This is a genomic window from Actinoplanes sp. CA-131856, assembly GCF_050956135.1.
GTDB lineage: Bacteria > Actinomycetota > Actinomycetes > Mycobacteriales > Micromonosporaceae > Actinoplanes.
This window is the reverse complement of sequence record NZ_CP191849.1, coordinates 8,478,885-8,501,042: the sequence shown is the minus strand read 5'-3', so window position 1 is coordinate 8,501,042 and position 22,158 is coordinate 8,478,885. Positions and strand designations below refer to the sequence as shown.

The following is a 22,158-nucleotide window of genomic DNA, read 5'->3' as shown; positions in this document are numbered from 1 at the left end:
GCGGGTTTGTCTCCATCGGTTCTTCAGTGTTTTTGATCTTGTTAACCCGGATGCTGCACGGTGCAACGATGAAACGCATCGCCCTGGTGATCGCCGCTGTGGCGGTCGCCCTGCTGGGAGCCACACCGGCGTACGCGCACGGATTCAGCTCGACCGTGTACACCGACATCACCTCGGGCGACGACGGGCACGTCCGCACCAAGCTGGAGCTGGAGTACGACCTGCTGGTGGTCTCGGCCGCCGACGCGGAGAAGGACGATCCGCTCTTCCGTACGGGAAACGCCGCCTTCGAGGACGGCGACTCGGAAGCACAGGCCAAGGCCCTCAACGAGCACGCCGACACCGTCGTCGACTACGTCACCAAGCGCTATTCGCTGACCTCCGGCAGCCGCTCCTGCGCGGCGGCGAAGCGGGGCGACTTCGCGATCGGGGAGCGGGAAGGTGTCCCGTACGCCGACCTGGTCCTCGACTGGACCTGCCCGAGCGCCGAGGACGGGCACGACCTGCGCAGCGGCCTCTTCCCGGACGGCGAGGGCTATGTCAAAGGCACGAAGACCATCGTGACGTACGAGATCGACGGCCGTACGGGCAGTGCCGCGCTCGACTCCGAGCATCCGACCTTCTCGACGGCCCAGAGCTGGTACGAGCGGTTCTGGGAGTTCTTCCGGCTGGGCGCCGAGCATCTGCTCACCGGCATCGACCACATCCTGTTCCTGCTGGCGCTGATCGCCGGCTCCCGCCGCCTGCGCGAGATCGTGCTGGCCGCCACCAGCTTCACGCTGGCCCATTCGGTGACCTTCATGCTGGCCGCGCTGGGTCTGGTCGACGTGCCGGCCCGCGTGGTGGAGCCGATCATCGCCCTGTCGATCGCGGTGGTCGCGGCCTGGTATCTCGTCCGGGTCTGGCGACGAGGCGATCATGCGACCGACCTCGAGGTGACCAAGGGACTCGACCGGGCCGGGTGGGCACGCCTCGCGGTGGTGTTCTGCTTCGGCCTCGTCCACGGCCTGGGGTTCGCCGGCGCCCTGGGCATCAACGAGGCGTTCTCGTGGACGCTGCTGTGGTCGTTGCTGGTCTTCAACGTCGGCATCGAGGTCGTTCAGTTGTCGATCATCGTCGTCGTCTTCCCGCTGTTGATGGTCCTGCGGCGCCGGAGCCCCCGGGCGGCGCTGTGGGTGACCGGTTTGGTCTCGGCTGGGGTGGCTGTGATGGGCCTCGTGTGGTTTATCCAGCGCGTAAAAGCCTGACCTTTCGGCAGGTGCCACCGAGGTTCTTGATCTTGTTCACGAGCGGTTCATCGCGACCTACGAGCTTGAGCAAGCATTTCGCAACCCCCTCTCATCTGGATTGAGGAAAAACGATGAGATCCAGCAGGCACCACCGCGTCGGCGCCACGGCCGGCGCGGCGGTACTCGGCCTCGCCATCGCCCTCGGCGGCGGCCTGGCCACCCCGGCTAGCGCGGCCGACACGGCCACGCTCAGCGCCATCATCCTGGGCGTGGGCGCCGACGAGACCCAGCGCATCGTCACCTGGTACTCCTCGGCCGACACGGCCCAGCAGGTCCAGCTCGCGCCCACGGCCTCGATCGTCAACGGCGAGTTCCCGCCCGCCTCGGCGACCTTCGCCGCGGTCGGAGCGGCGAACATCGCCACCAGCGGCGGCTACAACCGCCACGCGACGATCACCGGCCTGAAGGAGAACACCCAGTACTCGTACCGGGTGGGCTCCGAGGGCAACTGGTCGCCGGCGTACGCCTTCAAGACGCAGGACTTCGAGGGCGACTACGACTTCCTGTTCTACGGCGACCCGCAGATCGGCTCCTCCGGCAACCTCGCCAAGGACGAGGCCGGCTGGGTGGACACCGTGAACGTGTCGCTGGCCGCCAACCCGAACGCCGAGCTCCTGGTGTCCGGCGGCGACCAGGTCGAGACGGCCAACACGGAGTCGCAGTGGAACTCGTTCCTCGCGCCGCCGCAGCTCAAGTCGTACCCGTGGGCCGCCACCATCGGTAACCACGACGTCGGTGGCAAGGCGTACGAGCAGCACCTGTTCACGCCGAACACGGACCGCTCGGGCGCGTACTACTCCAACGGCCAGCCGACCTCGAACACGTCGGGTGGCGACTACTACTACATCTACAAGGACACGCTGTTCATCGACCTGAACAGCAACTCCTACGCCACCTCGCAGGGCGGCGGCGGCGACGCGGCGCACCTGTCGTACGTCGAGGACGTCATCAAGAAGCACGGTGACGAGGCCAAGTGGAAGGTGCTGGTCTACCACCACGCCATCTACTCGCCGGCGTCGCACGCCAAGGACGGCGACAACAAGATCCGTCGTACGGACTTCCCGACCGCCTTCTCGAAGCTCGGCGTGGACCTGGTTCTGCAGGGTCACGACCACAGCTACTCGCGCAGCTACGAGATCAAGAACGGCGCGAAGGCGAACCCGGACGAGAAGCCGGGCCAGGCCGAGGTCTACCCCGGTCCGGGCGGCGTCATCTACGTGACCGCCAACTCGGCGTCGGGCTCGAAGTACTACGACATCACCAAGCCCGACAGCAGCGGCACCAGCGGCGCCGGCAACGGAGCCGACCCGCTGAACCCGGACAGCTACTGGTACAACTCGGTGCAGAACCAGGAGCACGTCCGCAGCTACGTCAAGGTGGCCGTGCGCAACGACAAGCTCCAGGTCGAGAACATCCGCAGCGGCACCTGCGCCGCTCCGAACGCCTCGGTCGAGCTCGGCTCGTCCTGCACCAACACCGAGAGCGGCCAGCCGGTCGGCTCGATCGTGGACAAGGTGACCATCCACCCGTACAACGGTGACGGTCAGAAGATCCAGGTCGCGGTGCCCACCGCGGCTCCGGGCGAGTTCGGCTGGACGATCGACGGCTACAACGGCCTGGTCGACCTCGGCACGGCCAAGGAGAACACCACCGACGGCTACTTCGCGGCCAGCGGTGAGATCAACCCGATCGTCGTGTCGGACACCCGTCGCACCCTCTCGCCGTGGTCGATCGCGGCCAGCGTGGGCGACTTCAAGGACGCCGACAAGTCGTTCTCGGGCGCCAACCTCGGTTGGACCCCGGGCGTCATCAACTCGGGCGCCGGCGCCAAGGCCGGTGCGGCCGTGCCCTCGGGCTTCGGCGGCAACGGCGACGGTCTCTCGGTCTCGCGCGGTCTCGCGTCGGCCGAGCAGGGCCACGCCCGCGGTACGGCCAAGGTCAGCGCCGGCCTGGACCTGAAGGTCCCGGGCGACGCGGCCAAGGGCACCTACCGCACCACCCTCACGATCACCGCGCTCAGCAGCTGATCGCCGGCGGGGCGGCACCTGCGAGTGCCGCCCCGCTTTCTACCTAGGGATCTACCGATGAAGACCAAACTTGCCCTGCTCGCCGCCGCTGCTCTCGTGCTGACGGGCCTCGCGCCCACGCCCGCCCTCGCGGACGAAGGCGACGTCACCTGGACCGTGCGGACGGAGTCGAACAGCTTCGGCGCCACCCGGTCGAGCTTCAGCTACGCCGTCAATCCGGGCGGGCAGGCCAAGGACGGACTGGTCGTGGCGAACCGCGGCAAGACCCCGTTGAAGCTGGGCGTCTACGCGGCCGACGGCTTCACCACCGACACCGGCACCCTCGACCTTCAGGGCGCGGACACCAAGGGCAAGGGCATCGGAGCCTGGGTGCACGCCGCGCAGAAGAACGTCACGGTCCCGGCCGGCAAGGCGGTCACGGTGCCGTTCACCGTCGAGATCCCATCGAACGCCACGCCGGGCGACTACGTCGGCGGCATCATCACCTCGCTGACCCAGGCCGACGACTCGGCCCAGGTGAACGTCGACCGCCGGCTCGGCATCAAGATCAAGCTTCGGGTGGGCGGCGATCTGACGCCGGCTCTGAAGATCGAGAACACCCACATCTCGTACGACGGCACGCCGAACCCGTTCGGCAAGGGCACCGCGACCGTCGACTACACCATCCACAATGTCGGCAACGCGGTCGAGACGGCGCAGCAGGGCGTGCAGATCACGGGTCCGCTCGGGCTGTTCAAGGTCGAGACCACGAAGATCGCCAACCCGCCCGAGCTGCTGCCCGGCGAGAGCTGGAAGGTCTCGGTCCCGATCGAGGGCGTCACCGCCGCCGTCCTGCTCGACGCCACGGTCACGCTGGTGCCGCAGCTCACCGACGCCTCGGGCTCGACGTCGTCGCTGGACAAGGTGACCGCCACCGCGCACGGCTGGGCCTGGCCGTGGACGTTGCTGGCGCTGATCGTGGCCCTGATCGCGATCATCGTGGCCGCCGTCGTCCTGACCCGCCGCAACCGCAAGCGCCGCCAGGACCGCGAGGACGCCCGCGTGCGCGACGCCGTCGCCGACGCCTTGCGCGACAAGGCGACCGCGGCCGGCTGACCGGGCGTCAACCGCCCCGCCGCGCCATCCGCGCTGGCTCCGCCCCCGCGCCCGCCGTGCCCGCTCCGCCCCGCCGCGCCCGGCTGCGGGGTCAGCCGCCGGCGGGGATCACCGCGGGTGTGGTGAGCAGCCACGACGCGGTGGTGCGGGCCTCCTGGGGCATGCGGGCGTCCTCGCGGACGCGGTGCAGCAGCACGCGGTGGCTGTCGGTGCCGATGCCGTAGGTGACGCCGTGCAGGATCTCGCGGCCGAGGCCCTCGGGGCAGCGCTGCCAGGCCGCGAGCTGGATGGCCAGGATGCGGCTCCAGGCCGGCTCGGGGAACGCGCCCGCACAGTGCGGCGTGGCCCAGGCCGCCGCGTAGCGGGCCCGCTCGCCGAACTCGCGCTCGGTCAGGATCTGGCTGATCAGCGGGCGGTGCACCTCGGAGCCCAGGTTGGTCAGGGTGCGCAGCGCGGCGTCGAGGTCGGTGTCGCGGCGCCCGCGCAGGTCGGCCACGACCCGGTCGAGGATGGCCGCGGCCACCGGCTCGCGCAGCGGGGTGGCGGCGACGAACATCGAGGACAGCAGGCGCTCGTCCGGGTTGTCGCTGTCGAGGCACTCGCCGACCAGGACGGCCAGTGTCGTCTCGGCCGGCCGGTCGACCGGCGCCTGCGCGCAGGCGCGGGCCGCGATCAGCCGGGCCTTGAGATCCGCGGCCGGGGAAAAGCCATCGGCCGTCGCGGACGAGCCGCCGGCCAGGGACAGGCCGCCCGTCGTGGTCTCGCTGGTCAGGGCCCGGTTGATCTGGCACACGAGCGGGCGCAGCATGTCGGCCAGGCCGGGGTCGCCGAGCAGGCCGGTCACCGAGCGGCCGATGTCGCCCAGCTCGTCGGGGTTGAAGTGGCGTACCCGAATCTTGCGGACCGTGGCAAGTAACGCCCCGTAAAGGGCCCTGTCGTCACGGGCCGTGGCGATCGTCCGGAGGATGTGGCTGTTCGCGTCCGGGTGGGCGGTCGTGTCCAGCAGCGACAGTGGCTCCACGACCACCGGGTTGCCGGTGTCCTCGGCCAGCCGGATGCAGGCGTCGACCGCGTGCGCCCCGGCGTCCGGGTGGCCGAGCAGGCGGCTCATCGACTCCTGGCGCTGGAGCCAGGCGCTGTCCTCGGCCACCGCCAGCTCGGTGAGCAGCCGCTGGGACAGCTGCTGCCAGAGGCGCGGCGGGTGCAGGATCAGGCCGGGGCGGGCCCGGACCAGCTCGGTCAGCTCGTCCCACTCGGGGCCGGTGACCGGCCCGGCGCCGGTCGCCACCTCGAGCAGCGTGTGCAGCCGGCCCGGATCGCCCTCCTCGGCGCCGGCCGCCGGTGTGCCGGTGGCCCGGTCGAGGGCGTCCTTGAGCGTGGTCAGCGAATGCGGGGCGAGACCGAGCAGATCCTCGTAACGGCGGATGGCGGCCCGGGGCGCGCTGGTCGTGCCGTTCTCCCAGCGGGTGATCTGGGACTCGGCGAGCGGGCGGTCGCCGGCTGGGCGGAACGCCGCGGCGAAGGCCTTGCCGGTGTGCCACCGGTCGTCGCGGGCCAGGCGGCGGTTGACGCGGAGCAGCCAGCCGATCCGCTCGCGAGGGGTGGCTACCGGCACTCGATCAAACTTACCGGGCGTAATGAGATCAATTCAATCGGCGGAGTTGCACGGAGACGTGCCCGATGCAATTGATCTCCGGAATGGGCCGTCACCTGGGTAGCCTCGCGGCGAGGCACCCTTGGAAAGCTCGCTGGCGGGCGAGCTTCGTGGCCGCACGGTGGCGGCAAACGCCGTGCCGGCCGGAGCGCCGGCGTCCCCCGGGGGGAGGGGCGCCGGCGCTTTTCCTTCACCTGGCCTTCTCCTGTTGATCAAGTCCGCTAGGACTGGACTTCTCAGGAGACCCACAGGATTCACGATCGTGCACCACTTCGGACGGCGTCTTGCCGCGATCTTTCTGCTTGTTGCCGTGGGAGCGCTCCTGCCCGCGCGGCCGGCGGCGGCCCACCCGTTCGGCGACCCGCAGACCGTCACCGTCGGCGTCGATCCGGCGCACCCTGGCGTCGTCCGGATCCGCTGGAAGGTGGGCGGGCTCGACGACCTGACCCTGCTCGGCGTGGCCCTGGGCGTGCTGCCCGAGGACCGGGTGTTTCTCGACGGGGCCGTCTTCTATCAGCCCTCGGACGCCGGTGCCATCGGCCCGTCGGAGCAGCTGTCGGCGTACCTCCTGAAACAGATCACCGTGACCGGCGCCGATCAAGCGTGCCCCGGCACCGTGCTGGCGCCCAAGGACCTCGCTCGTGACGGCGTGACAGTCGATTTCGCCTGCCCGCAGCCGGTCGGGCGGGCCACCGTCGCCGTGCGCACCCTGACCGACCTCAACCCGGCCTATCAGACCCTGGCCACCGGTCCCGGTGGCCAGCACGCGGTCTACCGCGACGGCGAGGCCACCCACGAATGGGTCCTCGGCGACGTCGCGCAGGACCCCTCGAAGCTCGGGCGCAGCGCCGCCGTGCAGATCGGCGGGGTCGCCCTCGGGGTGCTCCTCGTGGTGATCGTGCTGGTCGTGGTGCTGCGCCGGCGAGGCACCACCCACCCCACATAAGGAGACACCCTCCATGAACCGCAGGGCCCTGTGGCCTGTGCTCATGGTCGCCGTCACCGCCGCCGTCGTCGCTCCCGCGACCGCGGGGGCGCAGACGTCGGCCGTGGGCAGTCCGCCGACGCTCAACGTGAGCGACGGCCGGACGCTCGACGGCACCACCCGTATCACCGCCGACCCGACCACCGAGGGCGACGCCGTCGTCGCGCTCACCGTCGACGGCACGGCGCTGCGTGCCGACAAGACCGCCGGCACCGCCCACCTCAGCTTCGACATGGGCGGCAACGGCACCGAGGCGCGTTACCACAACTACCTGGTCGTCAACGACCACACCGCGGAGGCCGACCGCCTCTACCTGCCGGACATCGCGGGTGGGGTGCGCGGCACCGTCGACATCCCCGGCGAGTGGTTGCACACCGGGGTCAACACGGTCACCGTCAACGCGGGCGCGAACTGGGTCGACACCACCAGCACCACGGCCACGGGCGTCGAGACCCTGCCCAACGGCGAGGGGCTGCGCTGCCCGAACTACGACGACTTCGCGATCAGCAGCATCGGCCTCGGCCTGCTCGGCGTGGTCGCCGACAGCGAGCAGAACGCGTTCAGCTACAGCTTCGGCGACGGCACCTGCGGCACCTCGAAGAAGCTGCTCACGCAGCCGCTGACCTTCGTCGTCTCGGGTGAGCCGGGCAGCACGGCCGGCCTCGGCGCCGACCTGGACACCACGAAGCTGAGCAACGGCGCCCACACGATCGCGGCCGCCACCGCGACCGGCGCCACCGCGAGCGCCACGGTCGAGGTCAACAACGACCCGGCCGGCGCCGCGAAGATCACCCCGGCCGACGGCGTGCTGGTCCGCGGCGAGCAGCGCGTCATCGCGGCCCCGGCCACCGGCGCCGCCGAGGCGGTGTCGCAGCTCGCCGTCGACGGCAAGGCCGCCGAGGACGACGAGACCCTGGCCGGCAGCTCGGCCACGCTGGCCCTCACCGTCGAGGCCGGCAACTCGGTCGAGGCCAAGTACCACAACTACCTGCTGGTCAACGGCAACCGCGTCGACCTGGGCGGCGACTACGGCGTCGGCGGGGCCGAGACGGTCAGCCTGCCGTTCCCGGCCCGCTTCCTGCACACCGGCGACAACGTCGTCGAGCTGCGCACCGGCACGTACAACGGCACCTCGGGCGGCGTCACCTGCGCCAACCACGACGACTTCAAGGTCACCCGCAGCTCGGCCCAGCTGTCGCTGAGCACCGAGGGGACGGTCACGGCCGGCACCACGTACGTCGTCACGGCCGGGACGAAGGCGGCCACCACCGCCGAGTCGATCGCGCTGGGTGACGGCACGTGCGGGGCCAACAAGGACCTCGAGCTGCACTTCGACGTCGCGGGGGCGCCCACGAGCCGTACCGTGGGAACTCTCGGCAGTGGCGGCGACGCCCACCTGAAGGTCTTCGTCGGCGGCAACGGCTCCGACGGCGGCTACGACAACAAGGTGCTGATCAACGGCATCCCGCGCGACCTCGGCATCTGGGAGAAGGAGACGGCCGACCTCGCCTTCCCGAACGAGTGGCTGGTCCCGGGTCTCAACAGTGTCGAGTTCGTGGCCGGCAGCGACCACGGCAGCAGCTGCGACAACTACGACGACTTCACGCTGCGGGACTTCGCGCTGACCCCGGCCGGCGGCAAGGCCACCCAGGTGACCCGCGTGATCGCCGGGACCACGGTCACGGTCGGCTCCGCGAGCTACCCGGCCGGATCGCCGGTCACCGTCTACATCGGTGACGGCACCTGCGGCAGCAGCCACAACGCCACGCTCGACGCCACGATCATGTTCTACGTGACGGCGGCCGACGGCACGGCGCTGCCGGCGCTGGGCAAGCGGGCCGACATCGACACCACCACGCTGGCCGACGGCAAGCACACCGTGACCGCCGTGGTCGGCGACAAGACCTCGACCCGCCGGATCACCGTCGACAACACCGCCCCCGAGATCGCGAACAGCACCCCGGCCGAGGGGCAGAAGCTCACCTCGACCGTGGCCCTGACCGTCGACGTCAAGGACGCCTCGGGCGTCTCCGGTACGCCGACGATCACCCTGGACGGCAAGGCCGTCAAGGAGGGCGACGAGATCGGGCACGGGCTGCCCGCCGGCGAGCACACGATCGCGGTCACCGCGGCCGACGTGCTCGGCAACTCGGCCACCCGGGAGATCCACTTCAGCAGCGCCTACATCCCGTCGGTGCCGACCGATCTCGCGGCCTCCGCCGACGGCGACTCGGCCGTGCTGTCGGCCAAGCTCGACGGGCCGGCCACGGCCACCTTCACCGCGGCCGACGTGGTGCTGCCGACCGGCGGCTACCAGGGCCTCGCTGAGTCGGTGCCGACCACGCTGGACGTGCAGCACGACGCCACCGTCGATGTGAGCTCGCTCCGGCCGCTCGACGGGAAGTCGGTCGACACCGCTTCCGGTCGCGACGTGGTGTTCCAGCGCTACGACCTGGCCGTGGGCAACCCGGCCCAGGAGCCCACCCTGCGCTGGGAAGGCACCATCGACCCGGCCCGCGTCGCCGCCTTGCGGGTGTGGGACGCGGCCGCCGGCAAGTGGGTCGTGCTCACCAGCTCGCGTGGTCAGTCCGGCAAGGCCACGGTGCTCACCGCGGCCCTGCCCGCCGGTTACCGCGCCGGCGGCGCCGTGCACGTGCTGGTCACCGGCGAGGACCCGTTCGCCGACGACCTGTCGCCGCGTGACTCCAGCGCGCAGAACGACAAGGACCGGTTCGAGGACCCTTCGTCGTACGACTTCTCGCTCGCGCACTTCACCGACACGCAGTACATCACCGAAGGCGCTGCCGGCGGCACCTACAACGACTGGGACGGCGTCGACGAGGCGTCCGACGTCGAGACGGCCGAGGAGCAGGCGATCTGGCAGAACGCGTACCGGGCCGAGACCCAGTGGATCGCCGACAACGCCGCTCAGCGCAAGATCGCCTACACCGCGCACACCGGTGACGTGATCGAGAACGACTACTACGACCCGCTGGCCCGCAAGGCCGACGGTTCGCTGCTGCGGCCCGGCCTCAACGAGCAGGTCGACAAGGAGCTCGCGGTCTCCTCGGGCAACCAGAAGGTGCTCGACGACAACGGCGTGGTCAACCAGGTCATCGCCGGCAACCACGACAACCAGCTCGGCGCCGAGACCGGACCCACCTCGCGGTTCAGCAGGACGTTCAGCGCCGACCGCTACTACAAGGTCGCCAAGTCGTGGCCGGCCGGCGCCGAATATCACTCCTGGGACGAGGCCGGCGCCACGCCGGGCAAGGACAACCAGAACAACTACGTGCTGTTCAGCGCGGGTGGGCTCGACTTCGTCGCGGTCGGTCTGTCGTACGGCGTCACGCGTGACGAGGCGCAGTGGGCCGACATGATCTTCAAGAAGTACAAGGACCGCAACGGCATCCTGCTCTCGCACGACTATCTGAAGCCGTCGTCGAACGCCGACGGCCGCGGGGCGGCGTTCTCCGAGCCGGACGGGTCGGCCCTCTACAAGCAGGTGGTGGAGAACAACCCGAACGTCTTCCTGGTGCTGGCCGGGCACGAGCACGGCGTCGGCACCAACCTGAAGTCCAACATCGGCGTCACCAAGACCCACGACGTGGTCGAGCTGCTCGCGGACTACCAGTTCTACACGGTGGCCAGCTCGGAGCTGTGGCCCGACAAGGTCGACGCCAACGGCAACATCGACGTCAACGGCGACGGCAAGATCGACCACAAGGCCACCGACCGGCTCCAGTTCGGCGCGAGCTTCCTGCGCCTGCTCCAGTTCGACGTGAAGCGGGCCGAGCTCCACATCGACACCTACTCGCCGTTCCTCAAGAACTTCGGGGCGACCGAGTACGACATCAGGCAGGACGGAAGCCAGACCAAGCCCCGCTACAACGGCGCCGAGGACAACCTCACCCTGCCGGTCGACCTGACCAGCCGGAAGACGTCGTTCAGCACGGACTCGCTGGCCGCGTACGTGCCCGGCGGGGTCATCGGCAGCTCGGCGCTGACCGAGGCGGGCACGGCCACGGTGACGTGGTCGAAGCTGCAGCCGGTGACCTCGTACGCCTGGGTCGTGACGGCCCGTAGCGCGGATGGCGGCGTCGCGGTCGCTCAGCCCGCGGTGTTCCGTACGGCCAAGGCGAAGCCCACGATCAGCGTGACCACCACGCCGGTCGACTGGGGAACCGCGGCGTCGGTGACGGTGAAGGTCACCGGTCCGTCGACAGCCACCGGTTCCGTTGCGGTCGCCGAGGGCGCGAAGGTTCTGGGTTCGGCCGCGCTTTCCGGTGGTACGACGGCGATCGCCCTGCCCAAGGGACTCAGCGGCGGAAACCACGAGCTGACCGTGTCGTACTCGGGCAGCGACACGCTGGAGGCCGGCACGGTGACGGCGACGCAGGTGGTCCGCCTCCCGGCGGCGTGGAACGCGACGACGGCCTACCAGGCCGGCAACCGGGTGACGTACCAGGGGAAGGTCTTCCAGGCGTCCTACTACGCTCGCGGAGCGGCGCCGGGTGACCCGAACGGAGCGTGGCAGGAACTGGCCATGAACGAGGCCGGTGACGCTCTGTGGACGGCGTCGCGGATCTTCCAGGCGGGTGACGTGGCGCTGTACGACGGCAAGACGTTCAAGGCCCGCTGGTACACCCGCAACCAGAAGCCGGGCGACGTCAACGGCCCGTGGGCCGAGGTCGCCCCGCCGAAGCCGGACAACAGCCCGGCCGACTGGACGCCGACGACGGTCTATGTCGGCGGCGACCGGGCCACGTACAAGGAGCACGTGTACGAGGCGAAGTGGTGGAACCGCAACCAGGCACCGGGCGCCGCGTCCGGTCCGTGGAAGCTGATTAAGTAGGTTCTGTTTCGGGGGGCCCGCGCTTGTGGCGCGGGCCCCCTTTCTCTGCGAACGAGCCTATGAGAACGCGGCGGCGTGCTCGCGGGCGAAGGCGCCGATGTCGCGGGCCGGACGGCCGAGAAGCGCCTCGACGTCGCCGGTGACCTGCTCGAAGCCGCCGGCGCGGATGACGCCGAAGACACCGGCCAGCTGAGCGCCGAGCCAGTCGGGGAGGCCCGCGCCCTCGAAGCGCGGACGCGCCTGCTCCTCCGTCAGGTCGAGCGCGCCGACCGGGCGGCCGGTCGCGCCGGCGATCGCGGCCGCCACGTCGGCGAACGTGACCGCTGTGGGGCCCGTGAGGTCGTACGTCCGGTCCTCGTGCCCGTCGTCCAGCAGCGCGACGGCGGCGCAGGCGGCGACGTCGCGAACGTCGATCATCGCGACCCGCCGGCCCGCTGTGGGCGCGGGCAGCAGGCCGGTGCCGGCGACGCCCGCGGCGACCATGAGCAGGTTGGTCATGAAGAAGGTGGGCCGGAGGACGACGGCCGGCAGGCCCGAGCCGCGCAGGTGGTTCTCGATCTCGCCGTGCCAGCGGTAGGCGGGCAGCGCCGACGCGGGATCGGCGTGCATCGCTGACAACTTGACGATCCGCTCGACGCCGGCCTCGGCCGCGGCGTCGATCACCGCGATCTCATGGTCGGCCTTGTGCGGGCCGTCGGGGGCACTGACGTACACGCGGTCGATGTCCTTGACGGCGTTCCTGATGGACGTCGCGTCGTCGACGCGGACCTTTGCCCCGCGCGCTCGGAGCTCGCGGACGACGTGGCCGCCGACGGTGCCGGTGGCGCCGGTGACGAGGACGTGGGTCATGGGAGTACCTCCGGTGGAATGTTGTGGCCCAGATGGAAGAAGTTGCCGGGATCCCACGCGCGCTTGAGCTCGGCCAGGCGCGCGTAGTTGGCGGCGGTGAAGGCGGACCGGGTCCGCGACGGATCCATGGAGAGCGTGAGGAACGCACCGCCGGTCGCGTGCGGGCGCAGCCGCCCGGCCAACCGGTCGAGCGTCTCCTCGCCGGCGGGGCGGGGACCAACGGCCATGATCGAGAACGGCACGTCACGGTGCCCGGCCGGGCCGGCGTCCGGACCGGGGCGGGCCATGGCGCCGCCCCAGTGCCGCACCTCCACGAAGGCCAGCGGGGAATCGGGGGCGCCGGCCACGAGGACGGCGTCCAGCACGTCGTCGGGCAGAGTGCGGAACAGCTCGAACTCCTGGCGGATCGCCATCGGCGGCGCGTCCGGTCCGTTGGTGGCGTCGCTCGCGTCCGGGAACGAGCGCACGCCGAACGCGTCGAGCAGCGGCGGCCCGGCCGCCGCCAGCAGCGGGGCCAGGACGCGGCGACCGTCCGCGCCCAGATGGAACACCCGGATGGCCAGCATCCGGCGCCCGCTCGACGGGTCGCGGATCAGCAGCACAGCGGTGTTCATGGTGTCGGGCTCGTCGGCGGCCCACCGCCGATAGGCGTCGAGGGTGTCGTGTGCGCGCTCCAGCGGATAGAAGGACATTCCGGAGAAGACGCGGTCGACCGGGAACAGGCGGAACTCCAGCGAGGTGACGATGCCGAAGTTGCCGCCACCGCCGCGCAGCGCCCAGAACAGGTCGGGATGCTGCTCGGCCGACACGGTCCGGGCGACACCGTCCGCGGTGACGACGTCGGCGCTGACCACGCTGTCGGCGGCGAAACCGAAGGTCCGCGACAGCCACGACTGGCCACCGCCGAGCGTGTAACCGGTGACCCCGACGGTGCGGCAGCGGCCGGCCAGCCCGGCCAGCCCGAAGCGGGCGGCGGCCGAGTTGACGGCGGCCCACACCGCCCCCGGCCCGACCCGGGCGACCCGCCGCCGCGGATCGATCTCGACACGGTCGAGGGCGGTCGTCTTCAGCAGCAGGCCACCGTCGGCGGGCACGAGAGTGCCGTGGCCGGTGGCCTGCACGGCGAGAGGAAGGCTGTGCTCCCGCGCGTGGAGCACAGCGCGGCGTACGTCGTCCGCGTGCCCGGCCGCCACGATGACGGCCGGCCGCGACTCGAAGGTCCGCTGCCAGCCGGCCCGGTGCTCGTCGTAACCGGCGTCGCCGGGCCGGAACACCGAGCCGCTCACGGTAAAGGTCGTCATGCGGCCGAAGCTATGCAGCCACCGGCCCGGGACGGATGCTGTGAGGATGTGGTCCGGATGTGAGGTGCGGGTGCTGGGCACGGCCGGGGTGCGCTCCGGGCCCGGCCTGGAACGCAAGGCCCGCGAGCTGCTGACCATCCTGACCGTCCACGCCCCGGCCGCTGTCACCTTGGACGAGCTGGCCCGGCTGGTGTGGGACGACCCGCCGCCGTCGGCGGTCAAGACCTTGCGCGCCCACCTGTCCCGCATCCGGGCCGCGCTGTCGCACGCGGATCAGGCCGGCGTCGAGCGGGTCGGCCGCGAGGGATATCGCCTCGCCGTCGCGCCCGGGCACACCGACGTCGGCCTGGTCGCGGCGGCCCGGGCCCGGGCACGCCGCCTGCTGGCCGACGGGCGCCCGGACAGCGCCGCCGCGGTCCTGGCCGAGGCGCGTGAGCTGTGGCGCGGCGATCCGGAGCTGCCGGACACGGTCGCGGCGGCCGCGTTGCGCCAGGGCTGGCGACAGGAGCGGCGGCTCCTCGTCCAGGAGCACCTCGGCTGCCTCGTCTCCGGCGCCGACCCGGGCTCGGCCCTGGGCGAACTGGAGCGGCTGACCACGGCCGACCCGCTGGACGAGCCGCTGTGGGTGCTCTACGTGCGTGCGCTCAACCGGGCGGGCCGCAAGACCGAGGCGTTGCGGGCCGCGGCGGGCGCGCGGGCCGCGCTCGTCGAGGTCGGCCTCGACCCGTCGGCCGAGCTGAGCGCCGCGCAGACCGAAGTGCTGCGGCCCGCGCCCTCCACAATGGTGGAGATCGGCTACGCCACCGACGCGGCCGGCGCGACCGCCTACACCCGGCTGTCCGGCCGCGGCCACGACCTCGTCGTGCTGAACCCGGCGATGCTCACCATCGACGGCCTGCTCGACGGCGCCCACGCCCGGGCCGCCCTCAGCGCTCTCGCCGAGCGGACCGCGGTGGTCTGCCTCGACCGGCGCGGCATCGGCCTCTCCGACCCGCTCGACCCGGACCGGCCGCCGCTGGACCAGTGGGCCGAGGACATCGGGCGGGTCCTGGACGCGGCCGCGATCGGCCGGGCCGACCTGTTCGCCAACTTCGACACCGGCCTGATCGCGCTGGAGTTCGCGGCCCGCCACCCGTCGCGCGTACGCCGGTTGGTCCTGGCCCAGTGCTTCCCGCGCTACACCCGGAGCGACGACTATCCGTACGGCCTGGACCGGCGTACGACCGAGACCCTGATCCGTGACACCGTCTCACCCGGCCGGCCCGGCCACGGGGTCGATTCCGTCGCGCAGGCCGCACCCAGCGTCGCCGCCGACGAGACGTTCCGGCAGTGGTGGAACCGCCTGGGCCGCCGGGCCGCCTCCCCGTCGGTGGCGACCGCGATCCGCGCGGTGGCCACCGGCGCCGACGTGCGCCACCGCCTGCCCGAGGTGACCGCGCCGACCTTGGTCCTGCACCGCCGCAACTGCCTCAACGTCGACATCGGGCACGCCCGTCACCTGGCCGCCCACCTGCCGGCGGCCCAGCTTCGAACGATCCCCGGCACCGACGCCCTGTGGTTCACCGACACGGCAGAGCTGCGGCGGTACGCCATCGATTTCCTCACGGCCTGAGAACGACGGCCATGCCGTCGGCGCGCGGGTCGCTGCCCGCGTCGAGGACGTCACCGCGCAGCCGGGCGACCTGCACGTGCCCGGCGTCGTCGTGCGGGCCGCTCGTGGTCTCTACGGCGTAGTCACCGGGCTCGGCCGGCGGCAGGCCGGGCTCGAGGAGCAGGGTGGGGGAGGAGCGCCCGATCTCGCCGGCTCCGATGACCCAGCGCGGCCGGGCCACGAGAGCGTCCAGGTCGCCGGCGTCGACGACGTCGGCCGCCACCTGGGCGAGAATCCATGGCTGGGAGCGGCCACCCTGACATCCGAGGGCGATCACACCGTCCTTGGTGACGCCGATGGTGGGACACAGCGTGTGCGGCGGGCGTGATCCGCCCTGGATCCGGCCCGGATGCGCCGGATCGAGGCTGAAGGAGGACCCCCGGTTGTGCAGGACCACGCCGGTGGAGGGATCGAGGAACCCCGCCCCGAAGCTGAAGAAGACGCTCTGGATCAGCGTGACCGCGTTTCCGTCGCTGTCGACGGCGGTGACGGCCACGGTGTCGCCGGTCGCTTTTTCGGAGACCTCCGACCGGCGAGTGGCGGCTGCCGTGCGGGAATCGCTTTCCGCGCCTTCCCCGCCTTCCCTGCCTTCCGCGCCTTTCCCGCCTTCCGTGCCTTCCGCGCTTTCCGCGCCTTTCGTGCTTTCCGTGCGGGGGTCCCCGAGCTTGGCGTCGCGGGTGGCGCGGGCCTTCCACGCCTCGGCGACCAGATCTTTCGAGCCGACCAGCTCGAGAAACGTGGCGCCCTGGGCCGGGGGCGGAGGCGCCGACCAGCGAACGCCGTCGACCTCCCGGCTCAGCGGATCGATCACCTCGGCCCGGTGGGCGGCGAAGTCGCCGGCGTCCAGCGAACTCCCGACATCACGGAGACCCTGCAACAGCGGCGGGCGGTCGTAGAAGGAGCGCCAATCCTCGGCTATCAGGGTCAAAGTCCGGGCCAGGGCCGGTTGTACGAGGTGGTCGCGCACGCCGTCGACCTGGCCGGAACCGCGACCGGCGACCGGGTGGCGACGGCCGTCGCCGTCCAGCAGAAGGGCGGTCAGACCGGGGTCGGCGCGGATGACGTCCAGGCCGGCTTCGGCGGCGCGGCGCAGGCCGGGACTGACCGCGACGCCGCTCGCGGCCATGGCGATGGCGGGGGCGAGCAGTTCGCGCAGCGGGCGGGTGGCGCCGAGCGCGGCGACCGCCGCCCAGCCGGCGACCACGCCGGGAACGGTGACGGTCTGCGGGCCGGCGGTCGGCATCCGGTCGCCGGCCGCGCGCAGAGCGTCCACATCGGTCGCGGCCGCGGCGGCGCCGATCGAGAGCACGGCTCGGGGCGGCTGCCCGGCCGGACGGACGATCGCCACCAGGTCACCGCCGATCGAACATTGATGCGGATAGGCCACGGTCAGCGCGGCGGCCGCGGCCAGGGCGGCGTCGAACGCGTTGCCGTTGATCGTGCGAGCGGCGCCGGCCGCGCCCGGGTGGGGCGCGGCCAGTGCGACGGCGAGGGTCATGCGGAAAGACTAGAGAAGAACGCCCGTACATCGTCAGCAAAGATCTTGGGCTCTTCGGCGGAGAGGAAGTTGCCACCGGCCGGAACCTCGGTCCAGTGGGTGACCGGCGCGTCGCGGTCGGCGAATCGGCGGACCGTGATGTCGGTGACGCCGAGGGCGACACCCAGGGGGAAGGTGGAGCGCGGCTTCGGAGCCCAGGCGGCCGGGTCGTGCGCGGCTTCCCAGTACAGGTTGGCCGACGAGCCGGCGGTGCCGGTGAACCAGTAGAGGCTGACGTTGGTGAGCAGCAGGTCGATGCCGATGGAGTCCTCGGGCAGCTCAGCCGCCGGGTCGGTCCACTCCTTGAACTTCTCGGCGATCCAGGCGAGCTGGCCGACGGGGGAGTCGTGCAGCCCGTAGGCCAGGGTCTGCGGCCGCGTCGACTGGATGACGTTGAACCCCATCTTGTCGTCGCGGAACTCCTGGAGCCGCTGAAGCCGCCCCTGCTCGGCTTCGGTGAGCCCTTCGAAGTCGGAGGGGCCACCGGACGGGAACGTGATGTGGCCGTTGACGTGCGCCCCGATGACCCGATCGGGCGCTTGCCGCCCCATCTCGACGGCGATGGCGCCGCCACCGCCGGTGCCCTGCACCCCGTACCGCTCGTAGCCCAGCCGGGCCATGACCTCGTGGTAGGCCGCGGCGATCTTCGGCGTGTTCCAGCCCGCGGAGGTGAACGGCCCGGAGAAACCGACACCCGGCGTGCTCATGAGAACGAGATGGAAGTCTTGCCGAAGCGCCTCGACGACCGGCAGGTAGAGCGCGAAGGACCCCGGCCAGTCGTGGGCGAAAATCAGCGGCACGGCCGAGGGGTTGTCGGACCGCACGTGAGCGAAGTGAAGCGTCTGCCCGTCCACTTCGGTCAGAAACTGAGGAAGCTCGTTGAGTCGCGCCTCGGCCGCCCGCCAGTCGAACTGGCGGCCCCAGTAGTCGGCCAGCCCGCGCAGGTAGTCGACGGGCACGCCACGCCCCCAGCCCTGCCCCGGAACCTCGGGCGACCACCGGGTGCGGGCAAGCCGCTCCCGCAGGTCAGCAACGTCAGCGTCAGAGATGTCAATGCGGAAGGGGCGGATCTCAGTCATTGCCGGTCTCCTCCAGTAAGCGGAACGGAATGTTCCGTTCTGCTTACGACTGTACTCCGTTTTCCAGCGGAACGGAATACTCCGTTCCGTAAATTCTCGAGCCGGGTCTGCGCATGATGGCGTGATGCGGCCCGGGATGCCGGCCACCCTCGGCTGCCCGCGCGATCGGCCCGTCCGTGTTGTCCGCGCTGCCGTTAGGTCTATGCCTGCCCGTGACGCTGGCCCGCGTTGGCTCGCGCTGCTGCTCCGTGTCGGTCTTCGTTGCTGGTCCGCCCGCGTCGGTGCGCGCTGTCGATGTGCTTGCGCCGGCCCCGCTGATGGCCCACTCTGTTGCCCGCGCTGTCGATGTATCCGCGCCGGGCCCGCTGATGGCTCGCCCTGCTGCCCGCGCTGTCAATGCGTCAACGTCTGCCCGCGCTGGCGCCCGTTCATCCAGTCCGCGCTGCCTCCTGCTGGCTGCGCCGCCGGCTGGCGTCTGTGTGCTCATTCGGGGGAGCGGAGTCTTCCGTTCCGCTCTCAACGCGGAGCGGAACGTTCCGTTCCGGTATGGTGGAGCTATGGCGATCTCTGAGCGGGCCCGCAAGGCGGCCCTGAACGACACCGCGATCCTGGCCGCGGCCCGGGACGTCTTCATCGCTGACCAGCGGGCGCCCATCTCGGAAGTCGCGGAGCGGGCCGGGGTCGGGATCAGCGCGCTCTACCGGCGTTATCCCAGCAAAGAGGAACTTCTGCGGGTGCTCTGCCACAACGGCCTCAAGACCTTCATCGCGGCCGCCGAGGAAGCGGTCAACGCGCCGGACGGATGGGCGGCGTTCGAGACCTTTCTGCGTACGGTCGTCGCCGCTGATGTCCACTCGCTGACCGTGCATCTGGCCGGCACGTTCACGCCTACCGAGGAGATGGACGACGATGCCGCTCGGGCGGGGGAGCTGGCCGCGGTGCTGTTCGAGCGGGCCCGTCCGTCGCTGCGGTCGGGCTTTGTGATGGCCGATGTGACGATGCTGCTGGAGATGTGTGCGGCCGTCCGGATCCCGGACGGCCGGCGCACCGAGGAGTTGCGTGAGCGCTACCTGACCGTGCTGCTCGACGGCATCCGTGCCGGCGGTGATCTGCCGGGTCCCGAACCGACGAACAAGGAGCTCGGCTGGCGCTGGCGCCGGTGACGGCGGCCCTCCTCAGGCCGCAAGCTGGAAGCTGTGCGTGCCGTGGCGTACGTCGTGGGTCTTGCCGTTGGGCAGGACCACCTCGGCGGTGCAGCCCGGAGGCACGGTCACCGTCAGGGCTTCCCTGTTCCACTCCACGGATATCCGGCCGTGCGGTGAGTCGTGGGTGGCGGTGACCCGGGTGACGGCGGGTGTCGGATGCGGCTGCACCCGGAAGCGGCGCCACGTGGGGGTCAGGCGTTGGAGGCCGGCCGTGTAGCGGTGCAGGAAGCTGATCACGGCACCCTTCGAGTAGTGGTTCAGCGAGTCGTGCGGGGTGCCGTCGTCGTCCATGCCGTCCCAGCGTTCCCACATCGTCGTGGCGCCTCTGTCGATCATCGCCAGCCAGGAGGGGGCGGTGTTCTGGAGGAGCAGCTCGTACGCCAGATCCGGGTGGCCGTGCGTGGCCAGCACCGGCAGGAGGCTGGGGGTGGACAGGAAGCCGGTGGCCAGGTGGGTGCCGTTCTCGCGGATCAAGGCCGCCAAACGGTCGGCGGTGGACTGTCGGTGGTGCTCGGGGATCAGGTCGAATGCCAATGCCCGTACGAAATCGGCCTGGGTCTTGAGGTTGATCCTGCGGAAAGCGTCGCGGGCCGCCTGGCCCAGCTTCTGATAGCGCGCCCGCTCGTCGTGGTGTCCGAGCACGGCGGCGATCTGGGCGGCCACCCCGTAGGTGTGCGCCTGATAGGCGGTCGCCACGTCCGACTTGTCGGCCGCGGCGAAGGCCGCGAAGTCGGTGACGTCCTCGCCGGGGACCAGCCACTCGCCCCAGTGGAAACGGGTGGCCGGGTCGGTGTGTTCGACGAAGGCCAGCCAGCGGGTCATCGCGGGCCACATCTCGGCCAGCAGGCGCCGGTCGCCGTACTCCTGGTAGATCTCCCACGGGACCAGCACGATCGCGTCGGCCCAGCCGGCCGAGCCGTTGAGGGTGGCCAGGAAGCCGGTCCGTTCGGCCGGTGGCATGGGTGCCATGTTGCCGATGACGCCGTTCTCCCACTGGCCGGCGGCCAGGTCGCGCAGCCACTTCGTGGTGAAGCCGGCCACGTCGTACAGGAAGGTCGCGGTCGGGCAGAAGATCTGCCAATCGCCGGTCCAGCCGGCGCGTTCGCGGGTCGGGCAGTCGGTGGGGATGTCGCAGGCGTTGCCGAGGAAACTGCGCTCGGCGGCGGCGTGCAGCAGGTTGAGGCGTTCGTTGTCGCAATGGAAGGTTCCAGTGCGGCGCAGATCGGTGTGTACGACCACACCGGTCACCTCTTCGATGTCGCCGGTGACCTGGACGTAACGGAAGCCATGGGTGGTGAAACGGGGCTCGAAGACGCCCGCCCGGTCGGTCCTGATGGTGTCGACCTGGCCGGCGGTCAGCTCCCGGTCGATGAACGGCACGTCGGCCGGCCGCAGGTGATCGGTGGTGACATGGCCGTCGGGTCCCAGCGCCTCGGCGTGGGTCAGTGTCACCTCGGCGCCGGCCGGGACGGTGACACGCACCCGGCCGTTGATGTTCTCGCCCAGATCGAAGACGCCGTTCGGGAGGCGGGAGGGGCGGATCTCCCGGATGGCGCGGACGGGCGGAGCGGGCGAGGCGACGAGGTGGTCGAAGCCATGGTCGTGGAGCACCACGGGCGTCCACTGTGGTGAGACAGTGCGCCGGTCCTCGGTCTGGCCCTCGATGAGGTCGGCCATGAGGATCGGCGAGCGGGCACTCTGCCAGCCGGTCCCGGTGCCGAGGACCGTGGTGCGGCCGTCCGGGTGATCGACGTGCAGCTGGGCGAGCAGCGCGGTCCGATCACCGAACTGGTCACGCGAGCGCGGCATGCCCACCTGCCCGCGATACCACCCGTCGGCCAGCAGCGCCCCGACATCGTTGCGGCCGGCCCGCACGAGCTCCGTGACGTCATAGGCCTGCACCTGCGTCCGCCGCCCGTACTCGGTGAAGCCCGGCGCCAGCTCCAGATCCCCGACCCGACGACCATTCAAAGTCAACTCATAGATTCCGTACGCCGTCGCGTAAAGCCGCGCGACGGCGACCGGCCCGTCCACATCCCAGTGCCCGCGCAGAAGATAGGCGGGCCGCCAAGAGATGCCCGTCGCAGCGGCCGGCCCCAGGCGGGTCTCGCCCAGCGGCGCCGGCGGCACGGGCGATGGCGGCGGCAGGGGCGGTGGCTGCGGCACGGGCGGTGGCGGCGGCACGGGCAGTGCCGGCGGTGCCGGCGGTGCGGGCGGTGGCGGCGGTGCGGGCGGTGGCGGCGGTGCGAGGTAGGTCTCGTCCGGGCCGATCCACTGCGCGTGCCAATCGGTGGGGGCGAGCAGACCGGCCTCGAGCTCGGCCGGGGCGGACCACGGGGTCACGCCGTCCTCGGTCCAGACCCGCACCCGCACCTGCCGGCGCTCGCGGGAGGTGAGGTCGCGGCCGGGCCAGGGAACGAGCACGTTGTCATGGGAATGGACGCGGCCGGTGGTGGTGCCGTCGTCCAGGCGCAGCTCGTACGCGATCTGGTCGGCCGGGGGTTGCCACGACAGACGGGGACGGCGCTCGCCGAGGCCGAAGGGCTGGTCGAGATGCTCCACACGGACGCGCATGGCCTATCCGACCACCGGCGCGGGCCGGGCGGAACTCGCGGTGCGCAATACCAGCGA

General features: G+C 71.2%; 13 protein-coding genes. 7 read left to right on the top strand and 6 right to left on the bottom strand.

Features of this window, described 5'->3' with window-relative positions; translation table 11 throughout:
* Positions 1 to 68 precede the first annotated feature (68 nt).
* From ACQP2X_RS38905 to ACQP2X_RS38895, 3 genes are all read left to right on the top strand, one after another.
* Positions 69 to 1,247 carry a HupE/UreJ family protein gene (locus ACQP2X_RS38905; RefSeq protein ID WP_498690515.1) on the top strand — a complete coding sequence of 393 codons (1,179 nt, stop codon included), beginning with the start codon at positions 69 to 71 and terminating at the stop codon, positions 1,245 to 1,247.
* Positions 1,248 to 1,360: 113 nt separating this feature from the next.
* Complete coding sequence (locus tag ACQP2X_RS38900) at positions 1,361 to 3,316, top strand: fibronectin type III domain-containing protein (RefSeq protein ID WP_498690513.1); 1,956 nt, start codon at positions 1,361 to 1,363, stop codon at positions 3,314 to 3,316.
* Between the two features lie 57 nt (positions 3,317 to 3,373).
* Complete coding sequence (locus ACQP2X_RS38895; RefSeq protein ID WP_498690511.1) at positions 3,374 to 4,411, top strand: WxL protein peptidoglycan domain-containing protein; 1,038 nt, start codon at positions 3,374 to 3,376, stop codon at positions 4,409 to 4,411.
* 91 nt (positions 4,412 to 4,502) lie between these two features.
* Here ACQP2X_RS38895 and ACQP2X_RS38890 read toward each other — a convergent pair whose 3' ends face one another.
* Entirely contained in the window at positions 4,503 to 6,026 is a 1,524-nt protein-coding gene (locus ACQP2X_RS38890; protein ID WP_498690509.1) for a hypothetical protein, read from the bottom strand.
* Between the two features lie 349 nt (positions 6,027 to 6,375).
* Here ACQP2X_RS38890 and ACQP2X_RS38885 point away from each other — a divergent pair, with 349 nt between their 5' ends.
* Together ACQP2X_RS38885 and ACQP2X_RS38880 are read left to right on the top strand one after the other, a co-directional pair.
* The gene (locus ACQP2X_RS38885; RefSeq protein ID WP_498690508.1) at positions 6,376 to 7,011 is read left to right on the top strand and encodes a hypothetical protein; all 636 of its coding nucleotides are present in this window, start codon (positions 6,376 to 6,378) and stop codon (positions 7,009 to 7,011) included.
* Between the two features lie 13 nt (positions 7,012 to 7,024).
* Entirely contained in the window at positions 7,025 to 11,905 is a 4,881-nt protein-coding gene (locus tag ACQP2X_RS38880; protein WP_498690507.1) for a carbohydrate-binding protein, read from the top strand.
* 57 nt (positions 11,906 to 11,962) lie between these two features.
* On the opposite strand, the gene ACQP2X_RS38875 is transcribed toward ACQP2X_RS38880, so the two are convergent.
* Positions 11,963 to 12,754 carry an NmrA family NAD(P)-binding protein gene (locus tag ACQP2X_RS38875; RefSeq protein ID WP_498690505.1) on the bottom strand — a complete coding sequence of 264 codons (792 nt, stop codon included), beginning with the start codon at positions 12,752 to 12,754 and terminating at the stop codon, positions 11,963 to 11,965.
* On the bottom strand, positions 12,751 to 14,055 hold the full coding sequence (locus ACQP2X_RS38870) for an FAD-binding oxidoreductase (protein WP_498690503.1): 1,305 nt from the start codon (positions 14,053 to 14,055) through the stop codon (positions 12,751 to 12,753). The genes ACQP2X_RS38875 and ACQP2X_RS38870 overlap by 4 nt, the downstream gene beginning before the upstream one ends.
* 46 nt (positions 14,056 to 14,101) lie before the next feature.
* Here ACQP2X_RS38870 and ACQP2X_RS38865 point away from each other — a divergent pair, with 46 nt between their 5' ends.
* Positions 14,102 to 15,667, top strand: a complete 1,566-nt coding sequence (locus ACQP2X_RS38865) for a bifunctional AfsR/SARP family transcriptional regulator/alpha/beta hydrolase (RefSeq protein WP_498690502.1) — start codon at positions 14,102 to 14,104, stop codon at positions 15,665 to 15,667.
* Here the strand turns inward: ACQP2X_RS38865 and ACQP2X_RS38860 are convergent.
* Both ACQP2X_RS38860 and ACQP2X_RS38855 read right to left on the bottom strand, forming a co-directional pair.
* Positions 15,657 to 17,204 (bottom strand): gamma-glutamyltransferase, encoded by a 1,548-nt coding sequence (locus tag ACQP2X_RS38860; protein ID WP_498690500.1) that lies wholly within the window; start codon positions 17,202 to 17,204, stop codon positions 15,657 to 15,659. The genes ACQP2X_RS38865 and ACQP2X_RS38860 overlap by 11 nt on opposite strands.
* The gene (locus tag ACQP2X_RS38855; protein WP_498690498.1) at positions 17,201 to 18,322 is read right to left on the bottom strand and encodes an epoxide hydrolase family protein; all 1,122 of its coding nucleotides are present in this window, start codon (positions 18,320 to 18,322) and stop codon (positions 17,201 to 17,203) included. Before ACQP2X_RS38855 ends, ACQP2X_RS38860 begins: the two co-directional genes overlap by 4 nt.
* Positions 18,323 to 18,879: 557 nt before the next feature.
* On the opposite strand from ACQP2X_RS38855, the gene ACQP2X_RS38850 reads away from it, so the two are divergent.
* Positions 18,880 to 19,485, top strand: a complete 606-nt coding sequence (locus ACQP2X_RS38850; RefSeq protein WP_498690496.1) for a TetR/AcrR family transcriptional regulator — start codon at positions 18,880 to 18,882, stop codon at positions 19,483 to 19,485.
* A 12-nt stretch (positions 19,486 to 19,497) separates the two neighbouring features.
* On the opposite strand, the gene ACQP2X_RS38845 is transcribed toward ACQP2X_RS38850, so the two are convergent.
* Positions 19,498 to 22,101, bottom strand: a complete 2,604-nt coding sequence (locus ACQP2X_RS38845) for a family 78 glycoside hydrolase catalytic domain (protein WP_498690495.1) — start codon at positions 22,099 to 22,101, stop codon at positions 19,498 to 19,500.
* Positions 22,102 to 22,158: the final 57 nt, after the last annotated feature.

What these genes read in the sequence shown, in the direction of transcription:
- ACQP2X_RS38905 (WP_498690515.1), top strand. Translation starts at nt 69, where the DNA reads ATGAAACGCATCGCCCTGGTGATCGCCGCTGTGGCGGTCGCCCTGCTG.
- ACQP2X_RS38900 (WP_498690513.1), top strand. Translation starts at nt 1,361, where the DNA reads ATGAGATCCAGCAGGCACCACCGCGTCGGCGCCACGGCCGGCGCGGCG.
- ACQP2X_RS38895 (WP_498690511.1), top strand. Translation starts at nt 3,374, where the DNA reads ATGAAGACCAAACTTGCCCTGCTCGCCGCCGCTGCTCTCGTGCTGACG.
- ACQP2X_RS38880 (WP_498690507.1), top strand. Translation starts at nt 7,025, where the DNA reads ATGAACCGCAGGGCCCTGTGGCCTGTGCTCATGGTCGCCGTCACCGCC.
- ACQP2X_RS38875 (WP_498690505.1), bottom strand. Translation starts at nt 12,754, where the DNA reads ATGACCCACGTCCTCGTCACCGGCGCCACCGGCACCGTCGGCGGCCAC.
- ACQP2X_RS38870 (WP_498690503.1), bottom strand. Translation starts at nt 14,055, where the DNA reads ATGACGACCTTTACCGTGAGCGGCTCGGTGTTCCGGCCCGGCGACGCC.
- ACQP2X_RS38865 (WP_498690502.1), top strand. Translation starts at nt 14,102, where the DNA reads ATGTGGTCCGGATGTGAGGTGCGGGTGCTGGGCACGGCCGGGGTGCGC.
- ACQP2X_RS38860 (WP_498690500.1), bottom strand. Translation starts at nt 17,204, where the DNA reads ATGACCCTCGCCGTCGCACTGGCCGCGCCCCACCCGGGCGCGGCCGGC.
- ACQP2X_RS38855 (WP_498690498.1), bottom strand. Translation starts at nt 18,322, where the DNA reads ATGACTGAGATCCGCCCCTTCCGCATTGACATCTCTGACGCTGACGTT.
- ACQP2X_RS38850 (WP_498690496.1), top strand. Translation starts at nt 18,880, where the DNA reads ATGGCGATCTCTGAGCGGGCCCGCAAGGCGGCCCTGAACGACACCGCG.
- ACQP2X_RS38845 (WP_498690495.1), bottom strand. Translation starts at nt 22,101, where the DNA reads ATGCGCGTCCGTGTGGAGCATCTCGACCAGCCCTTCGGCCTCGGCGAG.